Annotated in this window: 22 protein-coding genes; 11 read left to right on the forward strand and 11 right to left on the reverse strand. The window is 53.1% G+C overall.

Annotated features, from left to right (window positions below):
- Positions 1–202: 202 nt before the first annotated feature.
- The 7 genes from IB226_RS09290 (at position 203) to IB226_RS09320 (ending at position 6,887) form a co-directional block, all read left to right on the forward strand.
- Positions 203–667, forward strand: a complete 465-nt coding sequence (locus IB226_RS09290) for a nucleoside deaminase (RefSeq protein WP_192234855.1) — start codon at positions 203–205, stop codon at positions 665–667.
- A 214-nt stretch (positions 668–881) separates the two neighbouring features.
- Positions 882–1,592 (forward strand): FadR/GntR family transcriptional regulator, encoded by a 711-nt coding sequence (locus tag IB226_RS09295; RefSeq protein ID WP_110866887.1) that lies wholly within the window; start codon positions 882–884, stop codon positions 1,590–1,592.
- Positions 1,579–2,745: a PLP-dependent transferase gene (locus tag IB226_RS09300; RefSeq protein ID WP_192234858.1), complete on the forward strand. Its 1,167-nt coding sequence runs from the start codon at positions 1,579–1,581 to the stop codon at positions 2,743–2,745. The genes IB226_RS09295 and IB226_RS09300 overlap by 14 nt, the downstream gene beginning before the upstream one ends.
- Before the next feature lie 20 nt (positions 2,746–2,765).
- The gene (locus IB226_RS09305; protein WP_192234860.1) at positions 2,766–4,037 is read left to right on the forward strand and encodes a sugar ABC transporter substrate-binding protein; all 1,272 of its coding nucleotides are present in this window, start codon (positions 2,766–2,768) and stop codon (positions 4,035–4,037) included.
- A gap of 24 nt (positions 4,038–4,061) precedes the next feature.
- Positions 4,062–4,982 carry a carbohydrate ABC transporter permease gene (locus tag IB226_RS09310; RefSeq protein ID WP_192234862.1) on the forward strand — a complete coding sequence of 307 codons (921 nt, stop codon included), beginning with the start codon at positions 4,062–4,064 and terminating at the stop codon, positions 4,980–4,982.
- Between the two features lie 9 nt (positions 4,983–4,991).
- The gene (locus IB226_RS09315; protein WP_110866890.1) at positions 4,992–5,816 is read left to right on the forward strand and encodes a carbohydrate ABC transporter permease; all 825 of its coding nucleotides are present in this window, start codon (positions 4,992–4,994) and stop codon (positions 5,814–5,816) included.
- Between the two features lie 3 nt (positions 5,817–5,819).
- Entirely contained in the window at positions 5,820–6,887 is a 1,068-nt protein-coding gene (locus tag IB226_RS09320) for an ABC transporter ATP-binding protein (RefSeq protein WP_110866891.1), read from the forward strand.
- A gap of 41 nt (positions 6,888–6,928) precedes the next feature.
- Here the strand turns inward: IB226_RS09320 and IB226_RS09325 are convergent, their stop codons facing one another.
- Both IB226_RS09325 and IB226_RS09330 read right to left on the reverse strand, forming a co-directional pair.
- The gene (locus IB226_RS09325; protein ID WP_192234864.1) at positions 6,929–7,150 is read right to left on the reverse strand and encodes a hypothetical protein; all 222 of its coding nucleotides are present in this window, start codon (positions 7,148–7,150) and stop codon (positions 6,929–6,931) included.
- A 255-nt stretch (positions 7,151–7,405) separates the two neighbouring features.
- On the reverse strand, positions 7,406–7,582 hold the full coding sequence (locus IB226_RS09330) for a hypothetical protein (RefSeq protein WP_158238597.1): 177 nt from the start codon (positions 7,580–7,582) through the stop codon (positions 7,406–7,408).
- A 398-nt stretch (positions 7,583–7,980) separates the two neighbouring features.
- Here IB226_RS09330 and IB226_RS09335 point away from each other — a divergent pair, with 398 nt between their 5' ends.
- Entirely contained in the window at positions 7,981–8,253 is a 273-nt protein-coding gene (locus IB226_RS09335; protein WP_192234866.1) for a hypothetical protein, read from the forward strand.
- On the opposite strand, the gene IB226_RS09340 is transcribed toward IB226_RS09335, so the two are convergent.
- The gene (locus tag IB226_RS09340) at positions 8,254–8,460 is read right to left on the reverse strand and encodes a hypothetical protein (protein ID WP_192234868.1); all 207 of its coding nucleotides are present in this window, start codon (positions 8,458–8,460) and stop codon (positions 8,254–8,256) included.
- A gap of 81 nt (positions 8,461–8,541) precedes the next feature.
- Positions 8,542–9,024, reverse strand: coding sequence for a MarR family winged helix-turn-helix transcriptional regulator (locus IB226_RS09345; protein ID WP_101761502.1), 483 nt, complete (start codon positions 9,022–9,024; stop codon positions 8,542–8,544).
- 183 nt (positions 9,025–9,207) lie between these two features.
- Between IB226_RS09345 and IB226_RS09350 the strand changes: the two genes are divergently transcribed.
- Positions 9,208–9,783: an NTP transferase domain-containing protein gene (locus IB226_RS09350; protein WP_192234870.1), complete on the forward strand. Its 576-nt coding sequence runs from the start codon at positions 9,208–9,210 to the stop codon at positions 9,781–9,783.
- Here IB226_RS09350 and IB226_RS09355 read toward each other — a convergent pair.
- From IB226_RS09355 to IB226_RS09375, 5 genes are all read right to left on the reverse strand, one after another.
- Positions 9,770–10,693, reverse strand: a complete 924-nt coding sequence (locus tag IB226_RS09355) for an XdhC family protein (RefSeq protein ID WP_192234872.1) — start codon at positions 10,691–10,693, stop codon at positions 9,770–9,772. The genes IB226_RS09350 and IB226_RS09355 overlap by 14 nt on opposite strands.
- 17 nt (positions 10,694–10,710) lie before the next feature.
- Entirely contained in the window at positions 10,711–12,909 is a 2,199-nt protein-coding gene (gene paoC, locus IB226_RS09360; RefSeq protein ID WP_192234874.1) for an aldehyde oxidoreductase molybdenum-binding subunit PaoC, read from the reverse strand.
- Positions 12,910–12,912: 3 nt separating this feature from the next.
- On the reverse strand, positions 12,913–13,863 hold the full coding sequence (locus IB226_RS09365; protein WP_192234875.1) for a xanthine dehydrogenase family protein subunit M: 951 nt from the start codon (positions 13,861–13,863) through the stop codon (positions 12,913–12,915).
- Positions 13,860–14,408 (reverse strand): aldehyde dehydrogenase iron-sulfur subunit PaoA, encoded by a 549-nt coding sequence (paoA, locus tag IB226_RS09370; RefSeq protein WP_110866898.1) that lies wholly within the window; start codon positions 14,406–14,408, stop codon positions 13,860–13,862. Before paoA ends, IB226_RS09365 begins: the two co-directional genes overlap by 4 nt.
- A gap of 196 nt (positions 14,409–14,604) precedes the next feature.
- Positions 14,605–14,826: a hypothetical protein gene (locus tag IB226_RS09375; RefSeq protein ID WP_192234877.1), complete on the reverse strand. Its 222-nt coding sequence runs from the start codon at positions 14,824–14,826 to the stop codon at positions 14,605–14,607.
- Between the two features lie 391 nt (positions 14,827–15,217).
- Here IB226_RS09375 and IB226_RS09380 point away from each other — a divergent pair, with 391 nt between their 5' ends.
- A complete protein-coding gene (locus tag IB226_RS09380; protein WP_192234879.1) occupies positions 15,218–15,667 on the forward strand; it encodes an NUDIX hydrolase in 450 nt (149 codons plus the stop codon).
- 101 nt (positions 15,668–15,768) lie between these two features.
- Here the strand turns inward: IB226_RS09380 and IB226_RS09385 are convergent, their stop codons facing one another.
- Positions 15,769–16,212, reverse strand: a complete 444-nt coding sequence (locus tag IB226_RS09385) for a VOC family protein (protein ID WP_101761492.1) — start codon at positions 16,210–16,212, stop codon at positions 15,769–15,771.
- 70 nt (positions 16,213–16,282) lie between these two features.
- The gene (locus tag IB226_RS09390; protein ID WP_225608251.1) at positions 16,283–16,789 is read right to left on the reverse strand and encodes a GNAT family N-acetyltransferase; all 507 of its coding nucleotides are present in this window, start codon (positions 16,787–16,789) and stop codon (positions 16,283–16,285) included.
- Between the two features lie 393 nt (positions 16,790–17,182).
- Here IB226_RS09390 and IB226_RS09395 point away from each other — a divergent pair, with 393 nt between their 5' ends.
- Entirely contained in the window at positions 17,183–17,788 is a 606-nt protein-coding gene (locus tag IB226_RS09395; RefSeq protein WP_192234883.1) for a response regulator transcription factor, read from the forward strand.
- Positions 17,789–17,905 lie beyond the last annotated feature (117 nt).

The raw sequence follows: 17,905 nt of genomic DNA on the forward strand, positions 1-17,905 counted from the left end.
AATAAGTCTTAAAAATGCGAGCTTGCGATTAAGATTATTACTCTTCTAAAGGCGGTGCTGCCCATCACCGCCATCAGAAATAAACTTTTACTCATTCAACGGTTAAATCGTATACGTTTAGCCTGCTCATCGCTTTCGCATTATATAAAACTGAACCAGGCTCAAAATGTCATGGTTAATTATGTATACAAGCGAGGAACGAATGGATTTTGTACAACGCACGATTGATTTAGCAATGAAAAACGTTGAAGAGGGCGGTCGACCATTTGCAACAGTCATTGTTCGCGATGGCAAGGTAATCGCTGAGAGCGCAAACCAGGTCGCACAGACGAATGATCCCACGGCTCACGCTGAAATACTGGCCATCCGCGAAGCCTGCCGTCAATCAGGCAGCGAAAACCTCACAGACTGCGACATTTACATTCTTGCCAGCCCTTGTCCAATGTGTCTGGGTGCACTCTATTATTGCAGTCCAAAGCAGGTGATATACATCACCAAACGCGAAGAATACTCGACGTATTACCGTGACGATCGTAAATACTTTGAACTGGACACCTTTTACGCTGAATACAGCAAGCCAATTGAACAACGTCGCTTGCCGATGCAATATCAGCCTCGACCGCAGGCGCTCGACGTCTATAAACGCTGGCAGGTTTTAAATAAATAAAAGCGTGTCAGTTGCTCGCGGCTAAATCCCTCCCAAGATGATCAACACCCTTGCCACGTACCCAACTGGTGCAAATCCCCTCAATTTGCACCAGCAAAACGCATAATGTCCACTTATAACCCCGCACAAAATTCATTTAATTCAGCGCATTAATAATCTGGCACGCGCGTTGCTATTCGATTGGTAGAGATGTTGGACCAATTAGGGCATTGCCATGCAGATACCGGCTGAGCTTCATCCTATTTCCACGCCGCGCAGCGATACGCTGATTCTCGATGCGCTAACGCGCTATATGGCGCAGTCGGGTGCGCAGCCCGGCAGCCGCTTGCCGCCGGAACGCGTGCTGGCGGAGAAGCTTGGCGTCAGCCGCAATACGGTGCGTGAAGCGCTCAAACGCTGGGAAGCGCTAGGCATTATTTTGCGTAAAAAGGGCAGCGGTACTTTTTTGCAGGCGGAAGTGGGCGTTAACGACAGCTTCTTATCGCTGCGCTTTAAAAACGATTCGGCCAACATGCTACACGCGCTGGAAGTGCGCCGCATTATCGAGTCAGAATCCTGCGCGTTGGCGGCTCAACGTGCCTCGGCTGCCGATCTGATCGAAATCGAGCAACGTCTTAATGAGATGGAAAAAGTGCATCTGGCGATCGGTTCTGCCGGTGCGGAAGACTGGGCATTTCACGCCAGCATCTATCGGGCTGCCGGAAATCCTTTGCTGCTACAAATGCTCAACGGCATTTACGACTCATTTCATGCATTTTTCGAATCACCGCCGGAACAGGCGCTGTTTTCAGACTCTTTCCCGCTGCACCGTGAACTCTTCAACGCTATCCGCCAGCGCGATTGCACGGCAGCGCGCGCCATCTGCCATCAAATTCTCGATATCACCGAACGCGACATGAAGGATGTAATGAATGCCAAACGATAAGTTGATTTCGCAAAAAACGCTGCTCACTCACGATCAACGCCATGAAATGGGCGCGGTCACTACGCCGATTTACCAGTCTTCGCTGTTCACCTTCAGTGATTACGACAGCATGATCGCGCGCTTTCGCGGCGAGAGCGATCAGCCGCTCTATTCGCGCGTCGATAACCCGACGGTAAAAGCGCTGCAGGACAAGATGGCGGCGCTGGAGGGCGGCGAAGCCTGTCTGGCTTTTGGCAGCGGCATGGCGGCGATCAGCAATGCGATTCTCAGCGTGGTGGCGCCGGGTAAAAAAGTGGTGTGCGTTAATCACGTTTATCCCGATACCTATCGCTTTCTGCGTGGCTTCTGCCAGCGCTTTGGCATCGTCACCGAGTTTGTCGATGGCGATGACGAAGCTGCAATTGGTGCGGCCTTATCGGATGCCAGCCTGCTGTATCTGGAAAGTCCCTCAAGCTGGGTGATGAGTGAACAGAATCTGAATCAGCTCGGCGCGATGGCGCGCGAAGCGGGCGTGGTCAGCATGATCGATAACAGCTGGGCTTCACCGATTTTCCAGCAGCCGCTGCTGTGCGGCATCGATATCGTGGTGCACTCGGCGTCGAAATATATCAGCGGCCACAGCGATGTAGTGGCTGGTCTGGTGATCGCCAGCCAGCAGCACATCAACAACATTACGCGTCACATCAGTCCTTACCTCGGCGGCAAACTTTCGGCGCATGAAGCGTCACTGCTGATGCGCGGCCTGCGCACGCTGCCGCTGCGCATGAAACACCATCACCAAAGCGCGCTGACTATTGCTGAGAAACTGGCGAAGCATCCGCTAGTGACCGACGTCTGCCATCCGGGGCTGACACCGCAGTCGTGGTCCACCTTGCGCGGCTACAGCGGTCTGTTTGCCTTTGAAGTGGCGGAGCAGGTGGATATTCCGCAGTTGTGCAACGCGCTGGAGCTGTTCCACATGGGCGTGAGCTGGGGCGGATTTGAGAGTCTGGTGATGCCGGCGATTTCGGTGATCAACCAGGCCAGTGAATTTAACTCGGCGGTGGATTTCGGCGTCTCGCCACGCCTGATCCGCATCTCGGTCGGCCTTGAAGAGACCAACGATTTGTGGGCCGATTTGCAGCAAGCCCTTGCCAGCGCGAATCGCGCGTAATCACTCACTGGAGAAAAGTCATGACGCAACGTTTTGCCGTGAAAGCATTAGTGTTAGCCGTGGGTTTGAGTGCAGCGATGAGCAGCCTCGCCGCCAAGCTTACCGTAGTGGAAGTGATTACCAGCCCGCCGCGCACCGCGCTGCTGCAAAAAATGCTCGATGATTATAAAACCCAGCATCCCGGCACGGAGATTGAGCTGATTTCACTGCCGTGGGGCCAGGCGTTTGAAAAGCTCGGCACCATGCTGCAGAGCGGTCAGGTGCCGGATGTGGTGGAAATGCCGGATACCTGGCAAGGATTGTATGCCAGTAACAATATGCTGGAAGACCTCGAGCCGCGCCTGAAAAGCTGGGATGCCACGCCACAGCTCACCGATAAAACGTTGGCCATGGCGCGCGCCGCCAACGGCAAAGCCACCATGGTGCCGTACGGCTTTTATCTGCGCGCGCTGTTCTGGAATAAAAAGCTGTTCCAGCAGGCAGGATTGAGTGAACCGCCCAAAACCATGGAGGAATTCGCCAGCGATGCCCAGCGCATCAGCAAATTGGGGAATGGCATCAGCGGCTACTGCATGCGCGGTGGCGTGGGCGGCACCAACGCCTGGATGATGTTTATGGCGGCGATGAACGGTTCGCCGGAGTTCTTCGATAAACAAGGTAACAGCACGCTGACCGAGCCGGGTGCGATGAAAGGCGCGCAGCTGCTGGTGGATATGTATCAAAAGGGCGGCGCCTCGAAAGACAGCGTTAACTGGGGCTTCAATGAGATCGTTTCGGGCTTCTATTCAGGTAAATGCGCAATGCTCGATCAGGATCCCGACGCGCTGATCGCCATTAAAAACAGCATGGCGGCCGATGATTTCGCTGTGGCTCCGATGCCGGTTGGCCCGTCAGGCAAAGCTTTCCCGACCATTGGCTATACCGGCTGGTCGATGTTCAAGCAGGGTAAACAGAAGGATCTCGCTTGGCCGCTGATTACCTTCCTCAGTGACACAACCAACAACCTCGCATGGTCAAAATTCGTCGGCACGCTGCCGATTTACAAAGGCGCCGAGCAGGATCCGTTCTACCATACGCCGCAGTTCGCCGGCTGGTTCAAAGAGCTGAACGATCCTAACTATGTGCCGCTAACCATGCCAACCCATCTCAAAGGCTGGGGCTATTTCAACTCGGTGATTGTGAAAGAGAGCAGCCAGGAAACCTTGCTGGGTGAGAACGATACCGAAAGCATGGTGAAGGATTGGGCGAACTATCTCAGCAAAGAGCAGAAAGCCTGGCTTGCCACGCAGTAACCTTCAACCACGCGGAGTGTGATTATGATGCTTGATGCTTCTCTGCCCAACAGTCCGGCGCGCCGCCGCCTCCGCTGGAGTCGGCTGGCTGAGCCGTGGTGGTATCTCTCGCCTGGCCTGTTGCTGATCGCTTTGTTCATCTTTGTGCCGATGGCGATCGGTATCTCCTATGCGTTTCAGAGCATTAACCTGCTGAATCCGCTGGAGACCGGTTGGGTCGGCTGGGATAACTTCAGCGAGATGTTTGATGACCGGCGCTTTTTCAAAGCGCTGGGCCACACGCTGAACTGGACGCTCAGCTCGCTGCTGCTGCAGTTCTTCTTCGGTTTGGCGCTGGCGCTGCTGCTCAATCGCGAGTTCCGTTTTCGCCGTTGGGTGCAGGCGCTGGTGTTCTTGCCGTGGGCGGTTCCGGCGTTTCTCTCTGGCTTGACCTGGTCATGGTTGTTCAATCCGGTAGTCGGCCCATTGCCGCAGTGGCTAAGCGATTTGGGCGTGCTGAGTGAGCCGTACAACATTCTGTCCGATCCGCAGTTGGCTATGTGGGGACCGGTGATCGCCAACGTCTGGTTTGGCATTCCGTTCTTTGCCATCACGCTGCTGGCGGCGCTGCAGTCGATTCCCAAAGATCTGTACGAAGCGGCCTCGATTGACGGTGCCAGCGGCTGGCAGCAGTTTCGTCGCGTCACGCTGCCGTTTCTGGCACCGATGATCGCCATCACCGTGATGCTGCGCACCATCTGGATCGCCAATTTTGCCGATCTCATTGTGGTGATGACCGATGGCGGTCCGGCGGGATCGACCTCGATTCTCTCCAGCTACATCTTCACCACCGCCTATCGCAAGCTCGACTTTGGCTATGCCTCAGCGATGGCGGTGTTTCTGTTACTGCTGATGACCTGTTATGCGCTGGTGTTGCTGCGCATCCGTCATCAGCTGCTGAAATAGGAGGCGACGATGCGACTCTTACCGCTGATTGGCCATCGCCTGAGTATTGCGGCGTATCTGCTGTTCGCGCTGTTTCCGCTGTACTGGATCATCAAAATCTCGCTGACGCCGGACCAACTGTTGTTTAGTCAGGGCGTAACGTTATTGCCGAGCGGCGTGACCTTTGGTCATTTCAAAAAAGTGCTGACCGACAGTGATTTCCCGACCTTTTTTACCAACAGCCTGATTGTCTCGTTTAGCACCGCGTTTCTTACCACGCTGATTGCCGCTGCGGCCGGCTATGCCTTTTCGCGCTTCCAGTTCCGCGGCAAAGTGCTAATCGCCGGACTGCTGCTGTTCACGCAGATGTTTCCGCTGGTGATGATCATCGCGCCGATTTACAAGGTGATGGCGCCGCTGGGCCTGACCAACAGCTTGCTGGGGCTGATTCTGATCTACACCGCGTTTAACGTGCCGTTTGCCACCTTCCTGATGCAATCCTTCTTTGATGCGATTCCCAAAGATCTGGAGGAGTCGGCGATGCTGGAAGGCTGCACGCGTTTTCAGGCGCTGTATCGCGTGCTGGTGCCGCTGACCTTGCCGGGCATGGCGGCCACATTGGGCTTTGTGTTTACCGCAGCGTGGAGCGAGCTGCTGTTCTCGCTGATGCTGATCAACAAAAACGAAGTGATGACCTTCCCGGTTGGGCTGCTCAGCTTCGTGTCGAAATTTGCCGTTTCCTGGGGCGAGATGATGGCGGCGGTGGTGCTGGCGCTGATCCCGGCCTGTCTGTTCTTCGCCTTTATTCAACGCTATTTGGTTCAGGGACTCACCGCCGGTGCGGTTAAGGGGTAAATCATGGCTGAAATCACGCTCAAACAGATCGACAAGCGCTATGGCAACGTTGAGGTGCTGCGCGATATTAACCTCACCATCAAAGACGGCGAATTCGTGGTACTGGTGGGACCATCCGGCTGTGGCAAATCGACGCTGCTGCGCACCATCGCCGGACTGGAGCTGGCGACCGGCGGCGATATTCGTATCGGCAACCAGCTGATGAACGATGTGGCACCCAAAGATCGCGATATCTCGATGGTGTTTCAAAGTTACGCACTCTATCCGCATCTAACGGTGGCGCGCAATATGGGCTTCAGCCTGGAAATTCAGAAGCGTCCGCGCGCGGAAATTGAAGAGAAGGTGAGGCGTGCGGCGGAAATTCTCAGCCTGACGCATCTGCTTGATCGCCGACCCAAAGAGTTATCCGGCGGTCAGCGGCAGCGTGTGGCCATGGGACGCGCCATCGTGCGTCAGCCGCAGGTGTTTCTGTTTGATGAACCGCTGTCGAACCTGGATGCACAGTTGCGCGGTCAGATGCGCGTCGAAATCAAGAAGCTGCATCAGCAGATGAACAACACCATTGTGTACGTGACGCACGATCAGGTTGAAGCCATGACGCTGGCGGATCGTATTGTGGTGCTGAACAACGGTGTGATTCAGCAGGTCGGTACGCCGCTCGAGCTGTATGACACACCGGCGAACAAGTTTGTCGCCAGCTTTATTGGCTCGCCATCAATGAACTTCATCAATGGCATGATGACCGCGCAGGGCGTGCGTATTGGCGATAGCGCACAGCTGCCGTTGAATCAGCATTGGTCGCAGCATCAGGCTGGGCGAGCGGTAATTTACGGTATCCGACCAGAGAATGTGGCGATTGCCGAAGCGGGCGCGATGAATGCGCTGCCGTTGGAAGTGTCGCTGGTGGAGCCGACGGGATTATCCGAGCTGATTCATGGATCGCTGTTGGGGCATGACATCATGCTATTCACCACACAACGTTCTGGCGCACAGGCGGGGGATATTCTGCCTGTGACCATTGATGCGGATCGCGCGATGCTGTTTGATGCGGATTCGCAAAAACGTTTATAACGCGTGTTACAGCTGCCTGTTTGCACAGGCAGCTCAGGGAATTACTGAGATTGCTGCTGTTTGCTTTCCGCTTCTTTCTGCTTTTTGTTTGCCATATGGTGACCAACCGCACAACCCGCTGCTGCACCCGCAACGCCGTGATGTGCCACGTGGCCCGCCACGCCGCCGACCACTGCACCTTTAATGCAGCCTTTCGCTTCAACCTGAGAAGTGACCGACAGCAGCACGCCCGCAGTTAATACAATCAGAGAAAATTTACGCACTGGATTTATTCCTTATAAAGTTAATAGCGTGCAAATACACGCTTCCAGTGTAGTAAGTGGAACAAATCCTACCGTTATAAACTGTAAACAAAGATATTTTAGCGAAATACCCTAATGCGGTTTAGTGAACGCTTTTTAATCGGCTTATTTAACGTTATTAATCATTGATAAAATTCACAGACTAATGGAATGCGCTGGCGAGTGTTTATCACGCCTGTAGAAGAGAGTGCAGCCTCCTTGCTGCCCGCATTATCGTTAACGTTTCAGTCTGGCCCAATCGACAAACTGGCCATCCTTCATCACCGCAGCTTTTTCCGGAAAATAGTGATAGAAAATAACGGTTAATCCATCGCCTTGCATAACACGCGCAGAGTCGGTGGTGGCTATCTCCGCCATCATCTTGCCGTCGCAGGTGACTTCATGATTCTTCACATTAAAAGTGAATTTTCTGAACTGATAGATTTTCAATTTCGCTGCATCCTAACCGATAACAGTAAAGCAAAGTGAGGTGAGAAAAGCAGGGTTTGCGGCTTTCATACTAATTATTTCCCGTGGTGATTTTTCGCCATGAAAACGTACGCGAGGCCACTAAGACTTTTCTTATCTTTAATCAAGTTGGATGAGCTTGTTTTTATCGGGGAATGTCATCGCGCCGAGGCGATCATTTTTTATGCGGCAGGACTTGATGATAGCGCTGATGAATTAGATTGGATTTTACAAAACAATTGTTTTCTCTTAACCTGACTGACGCACGTTGATTTTCTCAAGATAACAACGCCATTGGTAAATAACTCTTAAGCTTGAGTAAATATGACTACACAGAGAATTAAATGACTAGCAGTTACGATGAACAGATGAAGGACCGAATGATTGGTGAGGCGCTGCTTGCTCTTTTAGAAGACCAGGTTGCGGTATCCTCTGCGGCGCTGATAGCCAAACTAGAAGAGATGGCGGAAACAGAAGAGGAAAGCTACAGGCGAGTTGCCTGCCAACGCGCACTGGCGGATGTCAGAAATCATAGCGCCAGGACCAACACGCAACGCGACGGACAAGATTTCAGTAGTGAGAAGCATGCTAATATCCCGAATCAGAAAAAGCACTGATTACGATGCTAAACACTTTTCCGCAATCTTACTCATCGCGTTGACATAATCCTGCTTGAGCTGAACGGGCGCGGCTTCTTCATGCTGCTTCAATAGCGCAGTAATGTGGTCAAGTTGCAAAGGTTGATCGGATTTAAGCAGGCATGACACGGCGTGACCAATGACAGCATGAATGTCATCCATATTTTCCGCTTTCTCGTCTGACATCACCTTCTCCTTAATTCCTTTGCTAATTAACATTTTTCAGCTTGCTCCAAAGCATTCATAGGAATGTATTATTTCGCGCCCTCAGGGCAGGGCATTGATCAGTTTCTGGCGCAGCGTGGTTACACGTGCAGTGAGATCGGCCAGTTCTTCATAAGGCGTATCCATCACTGACACCATGTCAGCCGGAACGCCGGCCGCCGCGATCTTTAATTCTTGTCCCTGCTCAGTGACGGAGATCAACACTCTGCGCTCATCGCCACCAACATCGCGTTTTCTACTGATAATGCCAGCCTGCTCCAGTCGCTTTAAAAGCTGGCTGAGCGTGCCTGAATCCAGCTGCACGCGCGCGCCCAATTCTGAAACGGTGACATGGTCTTTTTCCCACAGCGCCAGCAGCACCAGATACTGCGGATAGGTCAAACCCAGTGGTTTCAGTCGCGACTGATAAAGTTTGGTCATCGCAAGGGACGCGGAATAGAGCGCGAAGCAGAGAAACTGGTCGACAGTCACCGGCGCTTCACTCTCAGGACCTACACAGCAAACTTCATCGTTTAACTCTTTCATATCACCACTATTTTTAAGGCAGAGTTGCAGTCATTGAGACTGAAAAACGTGAATATATTGACATAAATTAGATTGAAGTCAATCTAATTTGGATTGGCTATTTTTTGTTAATATCTATTGTAAATCATAGGATTAGCTATAATTTCATTAATAATCGATTGTAACGCAAGGTTTAAAACTTCTATGGATTCAGCAACGCCCGGCATTCTCATCCTCGCGGCAGGTAAAGGTTCGCGTTATATCGCCAGCGGCGGCAGCGGCAATAAGTTGCTGGCCAGCATAAACGACGATGCGCCGACGGTAATTGAAACGGTGATCGAACAGGCAAAGCTGAGCGGGTTGCCGGTGGCGCTGGTAACGCGTCCCGGCTATCTGGCGGTGCGTCAGCATGCAGTAAAGGCAGGCGTGCAGCTTGTGCTGTGTGAAAGTGGCGGCAGCGGCGAATCCATTGCGGCGGGTGTGGCGATGACCGCTCACTGGAACGGATGGATCATTACGCTGGGAGATATGCCGTGGCTAACGGTGGATCATTATCGGCAAGTAAAAGAGGCGTTAGAAAAGGGCGCGGCGCAGGTGCGTCTTACTTATAAAGGCAAACCCGGCCATCCGGTCGGGTTTGCTGGATACTACGCTGAGGCGTTACGCAATTTGCAGGGCGATGAAGGTGCCAGAGCGCTGCTGGACCCGCGCTTACTGGTCACCCTTGAAGCGGACGCTGCTGTACAGCGCGATCTCGATGTGGTGGCTAAACCACGTTGAGCCGAGCCGCCGCGACATCCGCGACAATTGATAGCGCTAGCGTGCGCGCATCGCGCGCCTGGGCAAAGATGCCAATCGGCGCTTTGATACTCGCAATCTCTTCCTCACTAAACCCTAGCGACAGCAATTTCTTAATACGCGTTGCATGCGTGCGCCGACTTCCCAATGCTCCGATATAGAAGGGCGCAGAACGCAGCGCTGCCAGAAGCACCGGGAGTTCGCGATCGAGATCGTGATACAGCAAAATCACCGCCGTGAAGGGATCAACGGCCTGCGCCTGCACATCCTCGCCAGAGAGCACCTCGTAACCAGCGGCCTGCGCAATCGACGCCGTCGCCAACGCTTCGACTGAACGTCCATATACCGCCACGCGTGTTTTTGGCAGATAGCCGGTGATAAAGGCATCCTCCTGCCAGCCGGTCATCTCAGTGCAAGCAGCGCTCGCCAGCCGCTGAAACGTCGGCAGATAGCGCAGCGCTGCGGGTTGACGCTTTGCCAGCAAATCCAGCACGTTTCTCAGCGGTTGCGCGTCACGTAGCTGATGGAAAGCCAGCGTAATGCCGCCGCCACAGGGCAGCACAATATCCAGATAAGGCGATCCTTCGCCATATCTCACAAAGCGATCTTTGCCAGTGGCGATAACTTGCAACGCTTCATAAGCCGCCGCCGCTTCCACGCAGCCGCCGGAAACATAGCCGCAATAGCGGCCATCTTCCCGCACCACCATCTGCGCACCCAATGCCCGCGCCGCGCCACCGCGAATCTCAACCAGTGTGACCAGCACGGCAGCGGAATCTGCCTCCATTGCTTCAAGCGCGAAGCGCAGGATGCTTTCACTGTCATCGGTCTGTAAAGCCTGCTGCGGCTTGATCTGCGGATGCAGATCGTCATCAATCAGTAGCTGCTGCAATGCGCTTCTCCTCAGCTTTAGACAAGGGCAGGCAAGCCTTTAAGTAACTTATCCAGCGTCACCGGATAGTCGCGCACGCGTACGCCAGTGGCGTTGTAAATGGCATTGACGATTGCCGCGCTGACGCCGCACAAGCCCAGTTCACCCACGCCCTTTGCTTTCATCGGTGAGGAGATGGGATCGGTGTCATCAAGGAAAATCACCTCCTGCTGCGGGATATCGGCGTGAACTGGCACTTCGTAGCCCGCCATATCGTGGTTGACGAAATAACCGAGGCGTTCATCGACGAACAGCTCCTCCATCAACGCGCCGCCAAGTCCCATCGTCATGGCACCAATCACCTGACTGCGCGCCGTTTTGGGATTGAGAATACGTCCGGCGGCACAAACCGCCAGCATGCGCCGCACGCGCACTTCACCGGTAGCGACGTCCACGCCGACTTCAATGAAGTGTCCGGCGAAAGTGGATTGCTGATATTGCTCGTCAAGATCGCCAAACTCAATGGTGTCTTCCACGGTGATGGTGGCTTCAGCGGCGGCCTGGGCGAGCGGCACGCTCTGGTTTTCGTCATGCACTTGACCGTCGCTGAAGGTAGCGCGTTGCGCATCAAAGCCCAGTTTGCTGGCGACCGCTTCACGCAATTTCACGCAGGCGGCGTAAACGCCGGATGTTGAGGTGTTCGCGCCCCATTGGCCGCCGGAACCGGCAGAAACCGGGAAGTCTGAATCGCCTAAACGAACCGCCACACGCTCAATCGGCACGCCCATCATCTCCGCCGCCGTTTGCGCGAGGATGGTGTAGCTGCCGGTGCCGATGTCGGTCATGTCGGTTTCAACAGTGATGATGCCTTTATTGTCGAGATGCACACGCGCACCGGAAGGCGCCACCATGTTGTTACGGAAACCGGCCGCAACCCCCATGCCGACCAGCCAGCGTCCCTCTTTGACCATTGCCGGTTTGGCGTTGCGTCGTGACCAGCCAAAGCGCTCGGCGCCGGTATTCAGGCACTCAACCAGCTGGCGGCGTGAGAAAGGGCGCTCTGGTTTGGCCGGATCGACCTGCGTATCATTGAGGATGCGGAAGGCGATCGGATCAATGCCCACTTTTTCCGCTATTTCATCAATGGCAATTTCAAGCGCCATGAGTCCAGGCGCTTCACCCGGTGCGCGCATGGCGTTACCTTCGGGCAGATCCAGCGTCGCCAGTCGTAATCCGGTAAAGCGGTTAGCACCGGCGTAAAGCAGTTCCGTTTGCTGCACGGCGGTTTCAGGTGTGCCTCCCGGCAGATTCCCCGACCAGCTTTCATGCCCGATGGCCTGAATCTTGCCGGCTTTATCGGTGCCAATGCGAATGTGCTGAATGGTGGCCGGTCGATGTGTGGTGTTATTGGCGATTAATGGCCGAGGCAGCATCACTTTGACCGGACGCTTTACCGCGCGCGCACCCAACGCCGCTAATACCGCATCGCTGCGCAGGAACAGCTTGCCGCCAAAGCCGCCGCCAATATAAGGCGACACGATGCGGATCTTCTCCATCGGCATGTTGAGCGTGGCGGCCAGATCGGTGCGGCACCAGTCGATCATCTGATTCGAGGTCCAAACGGTGAGTTTATCGCCTTGCCATGTCGCCATCGAGGCGTGCGGTTCCATCGCGGTGTGACTTTGGTCCGGCGTGGTGTAGTGCGCATCCAGCTTAACGTCAGCTGCAGCAAACGCACCGGCGAAATCACCCACGGACTTATCTGGCGTATCTTCGGGCGCGGAGGTAACGCCCGGCTTTTGCTGCGCGAGATCATAAGCGCCGCGCTCACGCTGATAATCCACCTTCACTAAACTGGCCGCAGCACGCGCCTGCTCAAACGTCTCCGCGACGACCAGTGCGACGGCCTGGTGATAGTGTTCGATGGTGTCGCTGGCCAACAGGCGAGCGGCATTTTTATCGCCTTTGCCCAGTTTTCCCGCGTTGTTAGCCGTCACCACCGCTAACACGCCCGACGCATTTTGCGCTGCCTGCACATCAATGGCGGTGATTTTTCCTTTGGCGATCGGCGCGCCGACCACATAGCCGTACGCCGCATTGGGCGCTTCGTGATGCCATTCGTAGGCGTAATGCGCCAGGCCGGAGGTTTTCAGCGGTCCGTCGATACGATTGAGTGGCTGACCAACTACCTTGAGCTGATCAATTGGGTTATTGCCTGCGGATTTTTCGAATTTCATCAGTTATCCCCTCGCTTCTGCCAATACGGAAGCGAGCGTTCGCTGCGCCAGAATGATCTTAAACTCGTTTTCAGCGGTAGGTTGCGCCGTGGCGAACAGCCGATCGCTCACTGCCTGCGCGCCCTGAATCAGCGCATTATCCGCCTCTTCCAACCGCCACGGCTGATGTGCCACGCCACCGAGCGCCACGCGACCGGATTTATCCGGCTGAATGATGGCGGCAACAGAGACCAGCGCAAAAGCGTAGGACGCGCGGTCGCGCACCTTGCGGTAAATGTGTGTGCCGCCCAGCGGATCCGGCAGTGAAACGGCCACAATCAGCTCGCCAGGAGTGAGCACGGTTTCCAGATGCGGGGTATTGCCAGGCGCACGATAGAATTCAGCAATCGGGATTTTGCGCTCTCGCCCATCCGGGCTGACCGTTTCGATAACCGCATCCAGCAAACGCATCGCCACCGCCATATCGCTCGGATGGGTGGCGATACAGGCCTGGCTAGTTCCGACCACCGCATGCTGGCGACTGAAGCCATCCAGCGCCGCGCAGCCGCTGCCGGGTAAGCGCTTGTTGCACGGTTGGTTGGTGTCATAGAAGTAGGGGCAACGCGTGCGCTGCAGCAGATTCCCTGCGGTGGTTGCCTGATTACGTAGCTGGCCGGAAGCGCCAGCCACTAACGCGCGCGACAGCACACCATAATCGCGGCGAATGCGCGCATCGGCCGCCAGATCGGTGTTACGCACCAACGCGCCGATGCGTAATCCGCCATCGGCTGTAGCCTCGATTTTGTCCAGCTCAAGCCCATTCACATCAATAAGATGCGCAGGCGTCTCAATCTCCAGTTTCATCAGATCGAGCAGATTGGTGCCGCCGGCGATGAATTTGGCATTAGTATGTTGCTGGGCGCTGGTAGCGGCTTCAGCCGGGGTTTTGACCCGCTGGTAAGTGAAGGCTTTCATGATTCCAGGCCCTCCGCGTACTCTTCAATCGCCGCAAGAATGTTGGAATAGGCACCGCAGCGACAGATATTGCCACTCATGCGCTCACGAATTTCATCCGCAGTCACGTTGGGCGCGGAAACCAGATCGTGGGTAACGTGGCTGGGAATGCCCGCTTTGATCTCTTCCAGCACCGCCATCGATGAACATATTTGCCCAGGCGTGCAGTAGCCGCACTGGTAACCATCATGTTTGATGAACGCCGCCTGCAAGGGATGCAGCTCATCCGGATTTCCCAAACCTTCAATGGTGGTGATTTCCGCATCCTGTTGCATTACCGCTAAAGTCAGGCACGCGTTAATGCGACGTCCGTTGACCATCACCGTACAGGCACCACATTGGCCGTGATCGCAGCCTTTTTTGGTGCCGGTCAAATGCAGGTGCTCACGCAATGCATCCAGCAGCGTGGTGCGGGTATCAACGTTTAATTGCTGCTGTATACCGTTGACTTTGAAGCTGATCGGCACCATTGACGGCACAGGTGTTGTTAAGTGTTGGCTGCTCATGCCAAACCTCCAGTAAAAGGGTTAAATGTTGGGGTACAACTTATTTTTGTATGGTTTTAGAAGGGTAAGCATAGTCGGCATCTGCGAAAGCATTATCCGTAATCACTAAATGGATTAATGAGCGGGAGTAATAAAAGCAGGTTAGGGCGGTGAATAGCCCGCGAAAACGGCGCTTCTCCAGGGCCGCAGCGGCTAACTATTTCGCCAGGTTTTTGATATTTTCGTCAATGCGCGCCTGGAGAAAGCGCAGCGTTTCCGCAGTGATTTGCTCTGGGAACATATCGACCGCTTTACGGGCAAAGCCAGATGCAACCGAGCAGTAATTATCGATGATATCGCCTGCCTGCGCTGGCGTGAGTTTAGTTTCCTGTTGCCCGAGCGCTAACAGGTGAGCGCGTTTAATCTCTGCGCAACCCATAACAGCTTGACGATTTCTTTGGTTTTGCTGAGTGTTAAATCCAGCATATTGTGTCTTATCGTCCAAAAATGACTTTAACACCCAATATTATAGAGTTAATCAACGCTTTCGGCGAGTTGTTGTTCCAGAAGGCAATAAACGCTCTTACCTTTGCATTCAGCGCCGAACGCTCGTTGACGTACGCATAAATATTCATCGGTGAAGCCACTACGTCGCTTTACTCTCCTTGATATGAATAGAATAAGGGTATGAGTAGAAGTGATCGGGTTCAGGCAAATCTGAGATGTACGACATTATGCAATAACATATAATTTAACTTGGGCTCTGTTTTATTTTTATCCTCAAAATCAGTTATGCTGACCTGCATTGAAAATGAAAAAGGAATTATCCATTGCGTACCCGTGATTCTGCGCGTTTGCTTATTATGAACTCCCTCAATCAGGTCTTATTATTCAAGTTCAGGCATGAGAAGGATGCGCTGGCAGGTAAAGTATACTGGGCAACTCCCGGTGGAGGCGTGGAATCAGAAGAGACTTTTGAGCAGGCAGCCATTCGGGAACTTAGAGAAGAAACAGGCATTTATGTTAATGATGTAGGACAGGCGTTAACGGAGAGAACCTTTGAAATGACTCTGCCCAGCGGTGAGGTGGTTCTGGCACATGAGCGATTTTATTTTATTAAAATAGGCGATGAAGATATCAGTACCAGCGGATGGACTGAAAATGAAAAATCAGTCATCAATAGTTATCATTGGTGGGATCTTAATGAACTTCGAAATACTGACGACGTTGTTTATCCCTCAAATATTCCTGATATCTGCTCAATTGCCTCATCAATCTAAGTGCGCATAATCATGATTATGTTAAATCAAGCATCTCATCGCGCACTCATACCACGTCTAAACCCGATATCAACCGTCACCCTTTCAAGTGACGTTTTAGGTTAAACACCCGCGTTAAGGCGGCTGGTAATAATCTCAAGGCCAATCTGTTGGCCGTATGAAAGTTCAAGCGTGTTGCCGTCGGGATCGGCGAAGAATGCCCAATAACCGACGGGAGCGGCTGATTGTTGCGCTGGGCGGCGTAACACACCTTCGCATTCAGCCTGAGCAACCCTGGCATCAATCTCTTCTTTACTGTCACACGCAACGCCTATATGACCAAACGGACCCAGAGGCGTATCCACTGTGGTTTGAGATTGCACCAACACCAACGCAAATGGACGCGTTAAATCAGAAAGCCATGCGACTTTTTGCGCTTCTGCAATGCCTGGTGCCCGCTCATGGATCACCTGCATCCCTGCGTAACGTTGATAGAAATCGATGCTGCGTTCTATATCTCTCACTTGCAGCGCTATGTGGCTAAAACCAATATCGTGCTCTTTCATATTCCAATCCTGTAAAATAAGCAGAATTGGAATATGACATAAAATGTTGATGGCACTTGTTCACGAATGCCTAAAGATGAAGCTCATACACCACGCAAGGCACATCGTAGTGTTGCTCAATCGCTTTGTAGGTCATGCCAAGCCGCTGCATCACCTTCTGAGAAGCGGCATTCTCAGGATCGGCCACCGCAACCAAATATTTAACGCCAACCTGTTCTACCGCAAACTTAACTATCGCCTGCGCGGCTTCGGTGGCAAAACCTTTGCCGTGATAATTGGCATTGAGACGCCAGCCAATTTCCAATGGCGCACCATCCTGATTGGCTAAATGCTGCAGACAGCAAGCACCGACGATTTCGCCAGACTCTTTTTCCCGCATCGCCCACCAAGAAAAACCATATTGTTGCCAGCGCGATTGAACGCGTTCAATACTCGTCAGGGTCTCTTCTGGCGTTTTAACTACGCCATTGCTGATGTAACGCATAATTTCCGGATCGCTTTCCATCGCTCGCAGTCCGTCAAAATGCGACAGCTCAAAGGGTTCCAGCCGCAGTCGGGTTGTTTCTAATTCCATCATTCCTCCACTTAATGAAGAGCCTACACCAGCGTCATCACATACGGTGACGCTTCAGAAATATCCAGCTGCTGCGCCAGTTAACTATGTCGGCTATTTTCCTCAACAGCAAATGAAAGGCGCCAGGCTGATACACCACCCGCTGCCGTTCCTGGCTGTGCATCGCTGCATGTTCTTATTTTTGGTTCACATTTTTTTCAGTGGCAAGCCCGATGCAAGGCTAACGCCCAGCGCGGCCATACGTTCACCCAGCGGTTATATCTCAACAACACTGACATGCCTTTAAATCTGTAATCGTGAATTTGGGAAATTTCGTACAAACCTCCCTTCCCCAGTCCGATATTCATAGCGTCGGGATCGCGCTTTAATGCCGGCATAATAAAGATGGGGATAACTATGTTGTCATTGACGCTGATAGACAATAACAAATGGATTACTGAAGGGATTTCACGTTATTTTTCCGGGAAATTTATTCATGTAAAAAATATAGATAGTGACGATATTGACTCAGCGCTGAGTAAGATCGCAGGAACGGATTTGCTCATCAGTGAATTAACCGCTTATGGCCGCGATGTGCAATTCTTTACCGAATTATTGCTGAAAGTCCAACGGACTTCGCCAGACACGCGGATTATCGTGCTAACCGATTTGCATGAGAAAGCAGTCATCAGCTATGTGGTCAGTTTGCTGCCAGGTGTTACTTTTCTCTCTAAAAAGTGCAGTCTGAAAGCGCTTTCTGATGCTGTATTAGGTTTACCGCTGGCTACAGAATTTGAGGCGGGGGTTCGCCCCACCAAGCAAACCCTTTCAGCGCGGGAGTTCGGTTTATTGCGCATGCTGGGGCAAACCAGCAATCTCACCGATATTGGATACAAACTGCATCTCAGTTGCAAAACCATCAGCCATCATCGGCAGAGTATTATTCGCAAGCTCAACTGCGCCAACAATAAAGAGTTATTCAGCCGGTTAAGCCGGATGGGATATCACAGCAAACCGGTTTGAACAAAGGGGCATGGCATCGAATATTGTGTGATTACGGTTGCATTTCCGTCAATGATTGCTGGTTAACTGCGCACGCCGAGGCGCAGAATGGAATATATAACCATGTATGAATATATA

The sequence above is a fragment of the Pantoea sp. PNT03 genome (assembly GCF_014852515.1).
Classification (GTDB): domain Bacteria; phylum Pseudomonadota; class Gammaproteobacteria; order Enterobacterales; family Enterobacteriaceae; genus Pantoea; species Pantoea leporis.

Excerpts from the sequence above, each read along its gene's own strand:
- IB226_RS09300 (WP_192234858.1), top strand. The coding sequence starts at position 1,579 with ATGCCAAACGATAAGTTGATTTCGCAAAAAACGCTGCTCACTCACGAT.
- IB226_RS09385 (WP_101761492.1), bottom strand. The coding sequence starts at position 16,212 with ATGAAAGAGCACGATATTGGTTTTAGCCACATAGCGCTGCAAGTGAGA.
- IB226_RS09340 (WP_192234868.1), bottom strand. The coding sequence starts at position 8,460 with ATGTCAGACGAGAAAGCGGAAAATATGGATGACATTCATGCTGTCATT.
- IB226_RS09390 (WP_225608251.1), bottom strand. The coding sequence starts at position 16,789 with ATGATGGAATTAGAAACAACCCGACTGCGGCTGGAACCCTTTGAGCTG.
- paoC (WP_192234874.1), bottom strand. The coding sequence starts at position 12,909 with ATGAAATTCGAAAAATCCGCAGGCAATAACCCAATTGATCAGCTCAAG.
- IB226_RS09315 (WP_110866890.1), top strand. The coding sequence starts at position 4,992 with ATGCGACTCTTACCGCTGATTGGCCATCGCCTGAGTATTGCGGCGTAT.
- IB226_RS09365 (WP_192234875.1), bottom strand. The coding sequence starts at position 13,863 with ATGAAAGCCTTCACTTACCAGCGGGTCAAAACCCCGGCTGAAGCCGCT.
- IB226_RS09290 (WP_192234855.1), top strand. The coding sequence starts at position 203 with ATGGATTTTGTACAACGCACGATTGATTTAGCAATGAAAAACGTTGAA.
- IB226_RS09320 (WP_110866891.1), top strand. The coding sequence starts at position 5,820 with ATGGCTGAAATCACGCTCAAACAGATCGACAAGCGCTATGGCAACGTT.
- IB226_RS09310 (WP_192234862.1), top strand. The coding sequence starts at position 4,062 with ATGATGCTTGATGCTTCTCTGCCCAACAGTCCGGCGCGCCGCCGCCTC.
- paoA (WP_110866898.1), bottom strand. The coding sequence starts at position 14,408 with ATGAGCAGCCAACACTTAACAACACCTGTGCCGTCAATGGTGCCGATC.
- IB226_RS09350 (WP_192234870.1), top strand. The coding sequence starts at position 9,208 with ATGGATTCAGCAACGCCCGGCATTCTCATCCTCGCGGCAGGTAAAGGT.
- IB226_RS09375 (WP_192234877.1), bottom strand. The coding sequence starts at position 14,826 with ATGGGTTGCGCAGAGATTAAACGCGCTCACCTGTTAGCGCTCGGGCAA.
- IB226_RS09295 (WP_110866887.1), top strand. The coding sequence starts at position 882 with ATGCAGATACCGGCTGAGCTTCATCCTATTTCCACGCCGCGCAGCGAT.
- IB226_RS09305 (WP_192234860.1), top strand. The coding sequence starts at position 2,766 with ATGACGCAACGTTTTGCCGTGAAAGCATTAGTGTTAGCCGTGGGTTTG.
- IB226_RS09335 (WP_192234866.1), top strand. The coding sequence starts at position 7,981 with ATGACTAGCAGTTACGATGAACAGATGAAGGACCGAATGATTGGTGAG.
- IB226_RS09395 (WP_192234883.1), top strand. The coding sequence starts at position 17,183 with ATGTTGTCATTGACGCTGATAGACAATAACAAATGGATTACTGAAGGG.
- IB226_RS09345 (WP_101761502.1), bottom strand. The coding sequence starts at position 9,024 with ATGAAAGAGTTAAACGATGAAGTTTGCTGTGTAGGTCCTGAGAGTGAA.